Origin of the sequence: Dryocola boscaweniae, assembly GCF_025215095.1 — a bacterium.
Classification (GTDB): Bacteria; Pseudomonadota; Gammaproteobacteria; order Enterobacterales; family Enterobacteriaceae; genus Dryocola; species Dryocola boscaweniae.
In genome coordinates this window covers 192,072-206,535 of record NZ_JALHAP010000080.1, presented here as the reverse complement: position 1 = coordinate 206,535, position 14,464 = coordinate 192,072, and the positions used below count along the sequence as shown (strand labels likewise).

11 protein-coding genes are annotated in these 14,464 nt (G+C 54.4%); 2 read left to right on the top strand and 9 right to left on the bottom strand.

What is annotated here, in order from left to right; all coding sequences use genetic code 11:
* Positions 1 to 8 precede the first annotated feature (8 nt).
* The 8 genes from MUA00_RS14995 to pmbA all read right to left on the bottom strand — a co-directional run bounded on the left by MUA00_RS14995 (position 9) and on the right by pmbA (position 11,114).
* Positions 9 to 893, bottom strand: coding sequence for a triphosphoribosyl-dephospho-CoA synthase (locus tag MUA00_RS14995; RefSeq protein ID WP_271123827.1), 885 nt, complete (start codon positions 891 to 893; stop codon positions 9 to 11).
* Complete coding sequence (gene mdcA, locus MUA00_RS14990; protein WP_271123826.1) at positions 893 to 2,548, bottom strand: malonate decarboxylase subunit alpha; 1,656 nt, start codon at positions 2,546 to 2,548, stop codon at positions 893 to 895. The genes MUA00_RS14995 and mdcA overlap by 1 nt, the downstream gene beginning before the upstream one ends.
* Positions 2,549 to 2,728: 180 nt before the next feature.
* Positions 2,729 to 4,819 carry a fimbria/pilus outer membrane usher protein gene (locus MUA00_RS14985; protein ID WP_271123825.1) on the bottom strand — a complete coding sequence of 697 codons (2,091 nt, stop codon included), beginning with the start codon at positions 4,817 to 4,819 and terminating at the stop codon, positions 2,729 to 2,731.
* Between the two features lie 61 nt (positions 4,820 to 4,880).
* Positions 4,881 to 5,303 carry a DUF1090 domain-containing protein gene (locus tag MUA00_RS14980; protein WP_271123824.1) on the bottom strand — a complete coding sequence of 141 codons (423 nt, stop codon included), beginning with the start codon at positions 5,301 to 5,303 and terminating at the stop codon, positions 4,881 to 4,883.
* 72 nt (positions 5,304 to 5,375) lie between these two features.
* Positions 5,376 to 8,540, bottom strand: coding sequence for an ATP-binding protein (locus tag MUA00_RS14975; RefSeq protein WP_271123823.1), 3,165 nt, complete (start codon positions 8,538 to 8,540; stop codon positions 5,376 to 5,378).
* Positions 8,534 to 9,151: a response regulator transcription factor gene (locus MUA00_RS14970; protein WP_271123822.1), complete on the bottom strand. Its 618-nt coding sequence runs from the start codon at positions 9,149 to 9,151 to the stop codon at positions 8,534 to 8,536. The genes MUA00_RS14975 and MUA00_RS14970 overlap by 7 nt, the downstream gene beginning before the upstream one ends.
* A gap of 168 nt (positions 9,152 to 9,319) precedes the next feature.
* Complete coding sequence (gene cybC / locus MUA00_RS14965) at positions 9,320 to 9,706, bottom strand: cytochrome b562 (RefSeq protein ID WP_271123821.1); 387 nt, start codon at positions 9,704 to 9,706, stop codon at positions 9,320 to 9,322.
* Between the two features lie 55 nt (positions 9,707 to 9,761).
* Complete coding sequence (pmbA, locus tag MUA00_RS14960) at positions 9,762 to 11,114, bottom strand: metalloprotease PmbA (protein WP_271123820.1); 1,353 nt, start codon at positions 11,112 to 11,114, stop codon at positions 9,762 to 9,764.
* Positions 11,115 to 11,212: 98 nt separating this feature from the next.
* On the opposite strand from pmbA, the gene yjgA reads away from it, so the two are divergent.
* Complete coding sequence (gene yjgA / locus MUA00_RS14955; RefSeq protein ID WP_271123819.1) at positions 11,213 to 11,764, top strand: ribosome biogenesis factor YjgA; 552 nt, start codon at positions 11,213 to 11,215, stop codon at positions 11,762 to 11,764.
* 74 nt (positions 11,765 to 11,838) lie between these two features.
* Here yjgA and mpl read toward each other — a convergent pair whose 3' ends face one another.
* Positions 11,839 to 13,218: a UDP-N-acetylmuramate:L-alanyl-gamma-D-glutamyl-meso-diaminopimelate ligase gene (mpl, locus tag MUA00_RS14950; RefSeq protein WP_271123818.1), complete on the bottom strand. Its 1,380-nt coding sequence runs from the start codon at positions 13,216 to 13,218 to the stop codon at positions 11,839 to 11,841.
* 177 nt (positions 13,219 to 13,395) lie between these two features.
* Here mpl and fbp point away from each other — a divergent pair, with 177 nt between their 5' ends.
* Positions 13,396 to 14,394 carry a class 1 fructose-bisphosphatase gene (gene fbp, locus MUA00_RS14945; protein ID WP_271123817.1) on the top strand — a complete coding sequence of 333 codons (999 nt, stop codon included), beginning with the start codon at positions 13,396 to 13,398 and terminating at the stop codon, positions 14,392 to 14,394.
* The last annotated feature ends 70 nt before the right edge of the window (positions 14,395 to 14,464 follow it).

Sequence of the window (14,464 nt, the reverse complement as noted above, 5' to 3'; positions counted from 1 at the left end):
AACACCCTCTATAAGTGTGAATGTTGCGGTAATGGGGAGACGCGAGCGTCATCGCAGGCGATGCGGTCAATCAGCAACGTGGCGGCAAGCAGGTCAGCCGCGCCGCCGGGCGAAGCGTTAAGCGCAAGCATTTGCTTATCCAGTTGTTCCAGCGCCGCCCGGCCTTTAGCCCGCGCCGTGCCGCCTGCGGCCAGCACGCTGCGCGCGCCGCTTTGCATAGCCTCAAGCCCTTCGAGCCCGGCGCGGGAAAGCACGCAGGTATCGCTGAGCGACGTCATGATTGCCATCAGAGCATCAAGACGAGCCTGCTGTTCCGTGGCGCCTGACTGGCGGCTGCGGCGCAACTGCGGCAGCGCCAGTTGTAAAACGTGCGGAAATCCCTGCTGTGCCTCTTCGCGAGCGCCGGGAACGCGATAACGACGAGTAGCGCATAACCCCTTACTGAAAATCTTTGGTGCGGCGCTGTCGGGCAAGCTGGCGAGTTTCGCGGCGTTTGCCGCAATCTCTTCACTGCTGCCTTCTAAAGCGCACATGGCGGCGGCAGAAATCAGCAAACCCAGCGCCCAGATAGCGCCCCGGTGAGTATTCACTCCGCCGGTGGCCTCCATCATCTGCGCTTCGCCTTCGCGGCCTAAACGGCCAACCAGTTGACGCAGCGCGATATCCGCCGGGCGCTGCCAGCTTTGTAACGCCAGAGCATAAAATGTCGGGGAGAGGCTATGCGCCGAGCGCTCCATCAAACTTAACGTCAGGTCGTGATGCGCGCCGCTTCCCCGGCTGTCCACCAGACCGGGTTTCGGGCTCAAGCGTGCTTCTTCAATCAGGCTGTGGGTGGCAACCCTTGCAAGCCACTGCGCGCCGCCCTCTTCCCCAGTCTGTGGCTGTAATTTCATTACCAGCTCCGGAATTTCGCAGGTGGGTTATAAAGACCGTCGGACCATTCGACCAGATCAGCTACGCTGCTGGCTGCCAGCAGCGAACGGGTCGCATCGCTGCGACGAATGCCCATATCTTCCGGGAAGGCCACTTTGCCGCTACGACGCAGTTGAGCGACACGTTTCGCATCAACGCCCAGGCCGATGTCGGTGATGCCAGCAACGGAGGCCACCATTGCACGACGTTCTTCAAGACTTTCAGCGCGATAGAGATAGGCGATGCCTTCTTCGGTCAGCACATGAGTCACGTCATCGCCGTAGATCATGACCGGAGCCAACGGCATGCCGGAGGTTTTCGCTACTTCTACCGCATCGAGTTTTTCGACGAAGGTCGGCTTCACGCCTGCCTGGAAAGTTTCAACCATTTGCACCACAAGTTTGCGGCCACGCTGCATCAGATCGGGTTCGTTCTGCATAGCAAGCCAGGCTGGAGTGGCATGACGACGGCCGTGGGGATCGTGGCCCATATTTGGCGCGCCGCCGAAGCCGGAAAGGCGACCGCGCGTTACGGTTGAGGAGTTAGCCTGACCATCAACCTGCAGGGTGGAACCGATGAACATATCCACCGCGTATTGACCGGCTAGCTGGCAGAAAGCGCGGTTTGAGCGCATTGAGCCATCAGCGCCGGTAAAGAATACGTCCGGACGAGCGCGGATGTACTCTTCCATGCCCAGCTCACCGCCGAAGCAATGCACGCTTTCGACCCAGCCGCTTTCGATGGCAGGAATAAGCGTAGGGTGCGGGTTCAGCGTCCAGTGTTTACAGATTTTGCCCTTCAGGCCGAGCTGTTCGCCGTAGGTTGGCAGCAGCAGTTCGATGGCGGCGGTATTAAAGCCGATCCCGTGGTTGAGCGACTGTACCTGATGCTCTGCATAGATGCCTTTAATCGCCATCATCGCCATCAGGATGTGTTCTTGTTTGATCAGACGCGGATCGCGGGTAAAAAGCGGTTCGATAAAGAACGGCTTGTCGGCGACAACGACATAATCAATCCACGAACCGGGAATATCCACACGCGGCAGGTCGCATTCATCGTCTACCAGTTCATTAACCTGAGCGATAACGATGCCGTCGTGGAAAGCTGCGGCCTCAACCAGCGCAGGCGTATCTTCGGTGCTTGCGCCAGTGTAGAGGTTGCCTTTGCGATCGGCTTTAAAGCCGGCAATCAGCGCAACGTTTGGCGCAAGGTCAACATACAGGCGAGAATAAAGTTCGATGTAAGTATGAATAGCCCCAATCTCTAACTGACCGTCTTCTAATAGCTGCGAAATACGCAGGCTTTGGGTGCCAGAGAAGGAGAAATCGAGCCGACGGGCGATACCTTTTTCAAAAATATCAAGGTGTTCGCTACGCCCGACGCTCGGCATGATCATATGCAGGTCGTGTACTTTCGACGGGCTGACCTCGGCCAACATGCGGGAAAGAAAATCCGCCTGTTTTTGGTTATTCCCTTCAAGTACCACGCGGTCGCCAGGGGCGATCAGCTTTTCCAGCATATCGACAAGGTCTTCGGTTGGAAGCACCTTGCCCTGCACGTTGGCGGAAGCCATACGCCGCTGTTTCTCGGTGCGGCGTGTGTTCCAGACACGTGCTGGGTTTTGCCCAGACAACATAATTAACCTCCTGATTCAGCTCATCATTTTGACTTGCTTTAGTCTGGTTAAATTGTGCGCCTGGCAATTCAGGGTATCAATTAAGGTCAGGAACGAATCATTAGCCTTAAGGTAATAATGAAAAGGAGTTTTTGTGATCGAGGTAAAAGGCGCAGCAAGGCATTGATACTAGCGCCGGGATCAGAAACCTACTTTGACCACTGCTCCGCTGGTAGGCACGACTTCCAGTTCCTGATTTTCCAGCTTCACACCGTCGGGCAGGTTGTAGGTGTCAACGGTGATGCGGTTGACGCGCCACGGCGTCATATAGCTAACCAGCATTTCGCCGCTGGCATTGGTTACGCTGCCAAACTGGTTATAGAAGGCCACGCCCGATGTCCCGGGAATATCTACCAGCGCCATTGTGTCCCCCATTTGCTGGCCTGTAACAATCCCCCCGCGGTGTGCGAGCAGGCTGCCGCTAATATCGAGATGGTAATCGCGCTGCTTGCCCCCGCGCGTCATGCTGAGGTTCGCTTCCCCGGAGTTGTACTGGTATCTCGCACTCATTTTCAACTCATCATCGCCATGGGCGACATGCTGCGCAGTAACGTCATAGCGCATACTGTAATCACTCAGCGCAGAGCCGTAGAGGTTAATGCCTTGGCTGTCCTGGCCTCTGCTCTGGATTTCGCTAACGTATCCTGCATTGACCGTGTGGCTACCGAGCGATAACGGAACGCTAAAATTAAGGCCAAGCACCATCTCAGCAGGGTTGCTCTGATAGCGTTCTCTACCGCCGTAAAGGCTAATATCCAGCTCTTTCCAGCGGGTGTTAAGGTTAAGCGTCAGGCTCTGGCGGCTGGCATGCTGCTTGCGCGAACGGGTCCAGTCCCAGGTCAGGCTCAGCGTCGAGTCTTCGTTAAAACTCTGGTTAATTTCCGACTGCCCGTGTATCGCACGCGCGCCGTTGTCGTCATCCCAGTCGTAACGCAGCATATCCGCACGGCTAATTTTCTCCTCCAGCGTCCGGTAACTGCCGTTTTTCGGATACCATTGTAGGCTGGCGGTCACGTTCGTGCGGGTGGTGAAAAAGGCTTTTGCATAGCGCAGCCGCAGGACTTCCCCCCGCAGCGTTTTTTCTTGCTGGGTATAGCGAGCGCTGGAGATATCAGCCGAAAGCGCGCCCAGCCCGGCGAGGTTTTTCCCTATGCCTGCCACCTGGCTGGCATAGTCTTCTCCCTGCTGGAGGCCAGCGAAAAGCGTGGTTCCCCATCCGACCCCCCATGCGAAGGTCGACTGCAGGAAACGATCTTTGTCGCTGCCCATCCAGGGTTTATAGCGTCCGCCCGTCAGTTCATAATTGAAAACGCGATCGCCGGTCAGATTGGGCATCACCGACCACGGCAGCGTACGCGTTCGTTCAGAGCCGTCGCTTTCCTGTACGGTTAATTCCAGATTGCCCTGCGGGTCCGGAGGATAAAAGTCGTTGATGGTGAACGAACCGGGCGGAACGTGTATACGATAAACCCGCTCGCCGTTCTGATGGATAGTGACTTCCGCCTCGGAGCGGGCGTAGCCATTAATCCACGGCGTAAAAGAACGCCAACTGTCAGGATACATAGACTCGTCGCTTGCCAGCGCCGCGCCGCGAAAGGAAAAACTGTCAAACATCGCCCCGGATGTGGTGCCATCGCCCATGGTCAACCTGGCGCGCAAGGCGCGAATGCTGCGCCACAGGGAATAGGATCGGGTGTACGAACCGTGGTTGCCTTTGCGATCGCGCCATATTGTATTCTGGTAGCGTAGCCGCCACGGGCCGACGTTAAGGCCATTATCAAGCACAATTGTGGCGTCGCTGCCGGACTGTTCCCAGGAATAGCGCGCGCGCTGCCGATCAATATCGAGGCGATAATTGGAGAATAAAGCGGTGATCCCATCATCCCATCGGCTGGTGGCGACGCCATTTTGCTGAGGATTTATTGCCTCTTCCGGGAACAGCAAAGTAAGTAATCCAGCTTCCGGGCGATACCATAGTTTAAAGCTGAACTGCTCCGCTGAATGTTTTGTCAGACAGTATTGTTTGGTCCATTTTAGCTGGTCCAATAACATATGGCGTACGCCCCATTCCTCAAGCAAAGGTCGGGTCAGGCAGGGATAATCTTGATTAAAATTGAGAGATATAGCGCCCTTAAAGTTGTTATTGAGGATAATCCAGGTCTTGTCATCTGCCCGGGCGTGGGGAATGAAGACGCCAGAAAGTAGCACCAGCAATATGCTGCGAAGTAGCATCGATGGGTACACAGACGAGAAAAAGAGAGCGATATTTCACCGCTCTCTTAGACTCTTTTACTTATTTCTGTCGCTGTGCGAGTTCAGCACGAGCCTGATTCAACTTTTGCTGAATTTCATTCAGGTCTGCACGTTTCTCAGCAAGCTTGCTCTGGTATTTAGCAATTTTCTTCGCATCGCCTTTACGCTGTGCTTCGGCCAGATCTGCCTGCACTTCGCTAACGTCGCTGCGCTTCTCAGCCAGTTTCTTTTCCAGCTTGCTGACGTCTTTACGCGCATCAGCCAGCACGCTTTCGTTAGTGCAGTGTGCGTTTACCTCGGCCAGCGCTTTCTTCAGGCCAGCTACTTTGTAAGCGTTACCGTACTGCTGAGCGATAGCGATTTCTTTTTCCAGCGCCGTACGCTTAGATGCGCAGCTTTCTGCTGCCTGAACTGAAGTAACTGCGCCTGCGATAAGGGCCAGAGCCATCATAATTTTTTTCATCTTGCTTCTCCTTTATTTAGTCGCCAACAGGCTGGCTTCCTGATAAAGGAGAATAAGCTTCAGGCATGGCGTTTACGACATTCCACCGTCTCCAACCTGCTGTAGGACGTTCGACAGCGCGTGTAGTCTCTCTTCCAGTGCCGCCCTCAACACCTTTAGGGAAACCTCCAGACTGGCCATCCCTTCGGGTTGAACGCACTGCTCGAGGCTTATACAAAGCGCCTCGATCTCATCGACGCCCAGTAACTGCAAGCCCCCGCGTAAGCGATGCAGCCCGGATTTAATAAACGCATCGGATACGTGAGCGTGGTCGGGCAGCCAGGCCAGCGTCTCTTCAATTACGGATAGCTGCAATCGCAGGAAAGTTCTGCCCTTTTCGCCTTCAAGCAGGGCTGGAGGAATAACAAAAGCGGGAGTCTTAACGCCCTTATCGGGCAGGGGGGAGAAATGCCTGAGGTTTTCAGCCAGTCTTTCCAGAGTGACCGGCTTGAGGAGACAAGCATGCATCCCGGCTTCAAGCGCCTCGTCACGGGTGCTGTCGCGTGCGTCGGCGGTGAGGCCGAACACGCCCAGCGTTGGAAAATCGCTCCGCAGCACACGCGCCAGTTCAACCCCGGCCATATCCGGCATGTTGCAATCGGTTATCACAAGAGAGGCAGGATGGAGTCCCAGATAGTTCAGCAGATCTTCTGCGCAGGTAAAACTCACGGCGTGGTGACCCAGATGCTTGAGCTGGTGTTCAAGCAGCATGCGGCCCGCCGGGTTATCATCTACGATAAGCACCGTCAGCGGAGTTTGCTGCGCTGTCGCACTGTTATTCGCTGCACGCTCAGAGAACGCGAGCGGGGCAAGGCACGGCAGAAGAAGACGAACCGCGACCTGTGTACCCTGGGAAGGCGTGCTAGTCAGAAGGATCTCACCCCCCATCATTTCGGCAAGCTTGCGGCAGATATAAAGCCCCAGGCCGCTGCCCTGCCCCATCTGGCTGTCCTGCCCTTGCGAAAAGGGCTGGAAAAGCCGCTGCTGGACAGCCGGTTCGATACCGTTTCCCGTATCTTCGATTTCCAGTCGTAGATTGACCATGCCAGATACCGCCGCATTTTCCCTGCTCGCGCGCAGCGTCACGCTACCTGACGGGGTGAACTTTATCGCATTGTTAAGCAGGTTTGAGACAATCTGCCTTAACCGCAGCGGGTCCACGAGCACCTGCCCTTCCAGCTCACTGTCCAGTTCAAGACGAAACGCAAGCCCCTTTTGAGCCGCCTGGCTTTCAAACAGCACGGCAACGGACTCAATCAGGTCGAGCAGTGAAACCCGTTCCGGGTACAGCACCAGCTTCCCCGCCTCTATGCGCGACACGTCCAGAATATTACCGGTCAGCGCCAGCAGAGACTGCGCTCCCTGCAACGCCACCATGACCCGCTGATGATTGGCCTTAGTGTCCTGCGGGCGTGCCGTTATCAGTTCCAGCATGCCGTTTACCGCGCTTAGATGGGTACGAATTTCGTGACTCATGGTCGCCAGAAAAATACTTTTCCCCTGATTTGACTTATCCGACAGCCCGACTGACAGAGTGAGCTGCTGCACCCGGCGGCGAAGCAAGGCGAAGCGCCAGATGCCCGTTGCGATCCCAATGCCGAGGAAAATGGCCAGCGCCACCCACATTTTTTTATAGGCCAGCAGCGGATTAACGTTGCTCAGCGCCAGTTCGTTGCCGCTGCTGCCGTTGCGCGTTATCGCATGAAGATCTTCCGGCGGGATGTTAATCAACGCCTTATTCAGCACAGTAACCAGCGGATAAAAATGGTCCGCTGCGCCGAATGAAAAACGCATCGGCGGCGTATCCACACTGCCCAGTATTTTCAGGTTTGAATAATCAGGGGATAAAAGCCATTCGTTGGCGACGATCAGCGGCATGATCATGATGTCGCCTTTCCCTTCCCCGACCCGGTCAAGTCCAGCGCGCCAGGTATCAACAATTTCCACCTGTTCCTTGTCATGCTTGCTCAGCCACATACCCGGCGCGAGGGTAGCCTGTACCACAATGCGCGGTGCTTCCAGACGAGACGGTGAGTGCTTTTTCCCCACCATTACCCAAGAATTATAAAGCCAGGTTTGCGTCGTCAGGAGGTGATGCTGCCAAATGCTCTCTTCAACAGCACCGGCAATAACGTCATTGTGCCCCTCCTCCACCGCCTTAAATGCGGCTTCAAAGTTCGGATAGCTTTGAATTTTAAAAGTGAATCCTGTCCGCAGCCGTAGCGCGGTGAGAATATCTGCAATAATGCCCCGCATCTGTCCAGCGGGAGTAAACCAGGAGACCGGCATATTCTCTGCCACTACCGCCACTCGAATGTCGCGGTGCTCCGCCATCCATTTTTTTTCCAGCGACGTATAGAGCGGACGCTGTTCACTCAACGAAAGCGGGATACCTCCGTTCCAGCGGCGGTGAATCTCGATATCTACGCTGACGGGCAGCGCTTTAAGGACTTTATCGATAATTTCAATCCACGGACCGTTCTGCGGGATAGCCGCAAAGGAAAACCCTGCGTTGTCAATCGACTGGCGCAGCGGGCGAGTAGATAGATTGCTGAGATTTGACTGGCTGATAAGGTACTGCGTGGTGACGCCATCACAAATAAAGAGGTCGAGATGGCGGAATGCCAGCGCCTCTAAAGCGTGCCGCCCGGAGAGATTGCCGTTAACCTTTGCGCCCGGATAGCTTGCCCGCAATTTCTTCTGGTCGAAACCCGCACAGAAGGCAATATTCTTGACGTTTTGCGTCGGCGGGTTATCAATATTTATCACTTCAACGGGCTTATTTTTACTGTAAGGCACGCTCAGAATCAGGCCCGCCCTGTGCTCGTTCTGACCAGCCTGAGCAAGCAAATCTACCTGCCCATTTTTTAACGCTTCCACCGCTCCGTCATAGCTGTCGTAGCGCTTCACCACCACTTTCAGATTGAGGTTATCCGCGATTAACCCAATAAAATCAGCATTAATGCCGCCGTAATCGTTTTGTCCGGTGGTGATGTCATATGGGGGGGCCATAGGCTGCCAGACGGCAAGACGCAGCCGCTGGTGCTCGCGTACCCAGCGCCACTGTGCGGCGTTCAGGCCGGGGTTTTCAAGCACAACGTGGCTACGGGACAGCAACTGTAATTCATTATCCGCGGCGATGGCCTGGATCATTAGCCCCCCGGCAAGACACGCAGCAGCAGAAAACTTTCTTAACACTCATTTTCCTCTTCAAGCAGGTCATACAGCTTGTCGAGGGTCGCAACGCCGCATTTTTTCAACATCCTTATTTTGTAGGTACTGATGGTTTTATTGCTCAACTGAAGGCTGTCGGCGATTTGCTTATTAGTTTTTCCACGCTTGAGATATTGAAGCACGGTAAGTTCACGGTCAGAGAGCAGCGCGACGGGGGTTTTCTCAGGCTGTTCGCTCTCGCTGAGCATCGCCATTACCCCTGAAGGAAAACAGTGATAGCCCTCCAGAATTAACCGACACGCGGCCATCAGCGCATCGAGATCCAGGCTTTTATTGACGAAACCATCCGCACCGGCAAGCAGCGTTCTTCGGGCATACAGCGAGGCTGGCTGGTTAGTGTAAATAAGAATTTTGAGCGCGGGATAATGCAGCTTAATGCGCGGCAGACTGTCCAACCCATCAATGCCGTTGAGCTCAAGGTCGAGGATTAAAAGGTCGGGATTTTCGCGGCGAATATGCTGAAGTAAACGCTCGCCTCCCGAGGTAGCCACTTGAAAAGTAATGTCTTTCTCAAGGGTAACTTTCACAGCGAAGCAGATCGCCGGGTGATCGTCTATCAATAAAATTGCCGCCATAAACTCCTTTTGCGCCGTCGCTGCTCACTGCCTGTGAGGCGGTACTATACATTTTCCATTACTGAAAATGACTTATGTCGTTAATTCCAGGAAAAATCCCTGTCGGCGAATGGCAAAGGCAAATGCGCTAAGGGATACCCTCTTCAGCAAAGAGGGCATCGGCTGGGGTCAACGATACTTTTTGTGGTAGGTATTGCGGGTGGTTTTAAACTCTTCGGCAGCGGCCTGCGCTTCCTTCACTTTGCCTTCGTTGGCAAGCTTCAGCGCGCCGTCGATTTGACCGATCAGAATATCCAGACCGTGACGGTAATCTTTCATTTCTGCGCTGTCCGCCGCGTTATCTTCAAGCTTCGGCGGCGCTCCTTTCTGCGCATCAAGCGCCGCGGTGCGCATGCTGTTTAATGAGGTTTTTAACTCCGCCGGGTTATCGGTTTTCAATACGGTTTTATAATTCTCAGCGATAACATCCATATCGTCACCGACATCGGCCGCGAGGCCTGCGGTAGAAAATAACACGGACGATACTGCCAACATTGCAATCAATTGCTTACGCATAAATCACCTTATTATTTTATTAAACCGGGCGCGGCAGGACGCACCCATAATCGCCTTATTGACCGGCGATTTTCATCTCCGGCAGCAGCACTGAACCACACTGGATATTACTGCGTTTTTCAATATCGCTGCCGACTGTGACAATTTCACGCCACATGTCCTTTAAGTTTCCGGCGATGGTGATTTCGCTCACCGGATACTGAATTTCTCCGTTTTCAACCCAGAAGCCGGACGCGCCGCGAGAGTAATCGCCGGTAATGCCGCTTACGCCCTGCCCCATCAGTTCGGTGACGACCAGACCGGTGCCCATTTCTTTAAGCATGCCGTCAAAGTCCAGGCCGCGTCCTTCAATGCGCCAGTTATGAATCCCGCCTGCATGCCCGGTGCTTTTCAGGCCCAGTTTGCGGGCGGAATAGTTGGTCAGCAGCCACTGTTGCAGAACGCCATCTTTGATGATGTCGCGACGTTCCGTACGAACTCCTTCGCTGTCAAAAGGCGTGGAAGCGAGCCCTTTGAGCAGATGCGGATGCTCTTCGATGGTCAGCCATTCAGGGAGAACCTGTTTGCCGAGATAGTCGAGCAGGAAGGTGGATTTACGGTATACCGCGCCGCCGGCAATGGCGCCAACCAGATGACCAAACAGGCCCGTAGCCACTTCCGCAGCAAAAATAACCGGCGCTTTCATGGTGGAGAGTTTACGAGGAGAAAGGCGGGATAAAGTACGACGCGCGCATTCGGCGCCTACCCACTCAGGGGTTTCCAGATCTTCAATGGCGCGGCCAATGGTGTAAGCGTAATCACGCTCCATTTCGCCGTTAACTTCGGCGATAACGCAGCTTGAAAGCGAGTGACGCGTCGAACAGTAGCTTTGCAGCATGCCGTGGCTGTTGCCGAAAACTTTGATGCCGTAATGGCTGTTGAAGCTGCCACCTTCGGTATTGGTGATACGTTTATCGACGTTCAGCGAGGCGTTTTCCGCACGCGCGGCCAGTTCAATGGCGCGGTCCGCATCCATTTCAACCGGGTGGAAAAGGTCCAGATCCGGCGCTTCGAAGGCCAGCAGATCTTTTTCTGCTACGCCCGCAAACGGATCGGGCGAGGTGTAACGGGCGATATCAAGCGCCGCCTGAACGGTGCGCGCGACGGCGTCCGGACTTAAATCCGTGGTGGACGCGCTGCCTTTACGGTTCTGGTGATAAACAGTGATGCCTAAGGCGCCATCGCTATTAAATTCAACGTTTTCTACCTCACCATAGCGGGTGCTGACGCCGATACCTGTGGTTTTGCTGACGGCGACTTCTGCGCCGTCGGACTGCGAGGAAGCCAGTTCCAGCGCCTGGGAAACCGCTTGTTCAAGTATCTTACGTTGCTGTTCGACCTGCGTGTTTATTTTCATCGCGACTGCCATAATGTCTGCTGAGTTAATTAAGTCTAACAGGATCAGAACAATTTCGCAGTGAACAGGCTTTACTGGTAGAATTAGCCACTTTTTTTAAGGAGCCTAATATGACTAAGCAGCCCGAAGACTGGCTCGATGACGTACCCGATAATGAAAATGAAGACGAAGATGATGAGATTATCTGGGTCAGTAAAAGCGAAATTAAACGCGATGCCGAAGAGTTAAAACGCCTCGGTATGGAGCTGATGGAGTTGGGTAAAAACGCGCTCGACAAAATCCCCCTGGATGACGATTTACGCGCAGCCATTGAGCTTGCGCAGAAGATCAAAAAAGAAGGCCGCCGCCGCCAGGTGCAGTTGATTGGTAAAATGATGCGTTCCCGAGACATGGATCCGATTCGCCAGGCGCTGGACAAGCTGAAAAACCGCCACAACCAGCAGGTTGCGCTGTTCCATAAGCTCGAAGCGCTGCGCGACCGTCTGGTAGAAGAAGGCGACGACGCGATGAGCGAAGTGCTGAGACTTTACCCGCAGGCAGATCGCCAGCAGCTACGCGTGCTGATCCGCAACGCCCAGAAAGAAAAAGCGGCCAACAAACCGCCGAAGTCTTACCGTCAGATTTTCACTTATCTGCGTGAGCTGGCCGAAAGCCAGGAGTAATAAACTTAAGGCCCGCAAGCGGGCCTTAATTATTGGCGGGTGGCTCGACGTTTACCCGCCCTGCAAAGCTATTTTCAATTAACGGGATTACCGAACGGCTTTTTCGCCAGCTCATCAAGCAGTTTCTGATGAATGCCGCCGAAACCGCCGTTGCTCATCACCAGAATGTGATCGCCCGGCTGTGCGGTTTTGACAATCATATCAACCAGCGTATCCACTTCCGCGCTCCAGTGAGCTGGCTGAATGCAGGCTTCCGCCACTTCCACAACCTGCCACGGAATATGCGGCGGCTGCAGCAGGAAGACTTCATCCGCACGACCTAAAGACGGGGCGAGATCGTCTTTGCTGTGGCCCATTTTCATGGTATTTGAACGCGGCTCAAGCACGGCGAGAATGCGCGCGGTGCCGCCCACTTTGCCGCGCAGCGCCGCAAGGGTCGCCAGAATCGCGGTTGGGTGATGAGCGAAATCATCGTATACCGTTACGCCATTTGCTTCGCCACGCAGTTCCAGGCGGCGACGCGCGTTAATAAAGGTATCCAGCGCCTTAGCAGCATCTGCCGGCGCCACTCCCACATGACGCGCCGCGGCTATCGCCATCAGCCCGTTATGCATGTTGTGTTCGCCCACTAGCTGCCAGTTCACTTCCCCGACGCGCTCGCCATCCAGGTAAACTTCCCAGTTTGACGCATCCGGGCTGAGCTTTTTCGCCTGCCAGTGGCCCTGCTCGCCCACCAGCTCCTGTTCGCTCCAGCAGCCCATCGTCATGGTTTGTTTAATGTTGGCGTCGTTTTCAGGCCAGATGATTTTGCCCTGTCCCGGCACGATGCGCACCAGATGGTGGAACTGTTTCTGAATCGCTTTCAGATCGTCAAAGATATCCGCATGGTCGAACTCAAGATTGTTGAGGATCAGCGTGCGCGGGCAGTAATGCACGAATTTGGAACGCTTGTCGAAGAACGCGCAGTCGTATTCGTCGGCTTCAATCACGAAGAACGGGCTATCGCCCAGGCGCGCGGAAACATCAAAGTTTCCCGGTACGCCACCAATCACAAAGCCGGGCTTATAGCCGCAGGCTTCAAGGATCCACGTTGCCATTCCGGCAGTGGTGGTTTTACCGTGAGTGCCTGCTACCGCGATAACCCAGCGGTCTCGCAGGACGAAATCATGCAGCCACTGCGGGCCGGACATATATGGAATGCTTTTCTCAAGCACCGCTTCCACGCACGGATTGCCACGGGTCATGGCATTGCCGACGATCACTAAGTCCGGCTGCGGATCGAGCTGGCTTGCGTCGTAGCCCTGAATCAGGGAAATACCTTGCTCTTCAAGCAAAGTACTCATCGGCGGGTAGACGTTGGCGTCCGAGCCGGTTACTTCGTGGCCAAGGGATCGGGCAAGCATAGCCAGACCGCCCATAAAAGTGCCACAAATCCCTAGAATATGAATGCGCATACAAAACTATCCTTTCTCTGTTTGGCGCACATTCTACCCGCATCTGCTCTGGCGAATAAATGCAATTCAGGAAATTCCGTATTTTGCTGGCGCGATTCACCTGTGCGCTAAGATTTGAAAGTTTGTTAAGATTGTTGTAACCGCTTTATCCAACTGAAACATGCAGGGAAAGTGTTTATGAAAACGTTAGGTGAATTTATTGTCGAGAAGCAGCACGAGTTCTCCCACGCAACCGGCGAGCTCACGGCTTTACTGTCGGCAATAAAGCTGGGCGCTAAGATCATCCACCGTGATATCAACAAGGCTGGCCTCGTCGATATTCTGGGTGCCAGCGGCGCTGAAAATATACAGGGCGAGGTGCAGCAAAAACTCGATCTGTTCGCAAATGAAAAACTGAAAGCAGCACTGAAGGCCCGAGGGATTGTGGCGGGTATCGCTTCCGAAGAAGAAGACGAAATCGTCGTTTTCGAAGGAGCAGAACACGCCAAATACGTCGTGTTGATGGACCCGCTTGATGGCTCATCTAACATTGATGTCAACGTTTCTGTTGGCACCATTTTCTCTATCTACCGCCGCATCACACCGGTTGGTTCCCCCGTTACCGAGGCGGATTTCCTCCAGCCGGGTAATAAACAGGTTGCCGCAGGTTATGTGGTTTACGGCTCCTCCACCATGCTGGTTTACACCACCGGCTGCGGGGTTCACGCCTTTACTTACGATCCTTCGCTGGGCGTGTTCTGCCTGTGCCAGGAGCGCATGCGCTTCCCGCAAAAGGGCAACACCTATTCCATTAACGAAGGGAATTACATTCGCTTCCCGAACGGTGTGAAAAAATACATTAAGTTTTGTCAGGAAGAAGACAGCTCAACGCAACGCCCTTACACCTCGCGCTACATTGGCTCCCTGGTCGCGGACTTCCACCGCAACCTGCTAAAAGGCGGGATTTACCTGTATCCAAGCACCGCAAGCCACCCGGAAGGGAAACTGCGTTTGCTGTATGAAGGTAACCCAATGGCGTTCCTGGCCGAGCAGGCTGGCGGTAAAGCCAGCGATGGCAAAGAGCGCATTCTCGATATTATTCCGGAATCCCTGCACCAGCGTCGCCCGTTCTTTGTCGGCAATGAACATATGGTGGAAGACGTGGAACGCTTTATTCGCGAGTTCCCGGACGCTTAATTGTTTTAATTACGGTGGATGGCGCGTTGCTTATCCACCCTACAGATCGGATTTTGTAGGGTGGATAAAT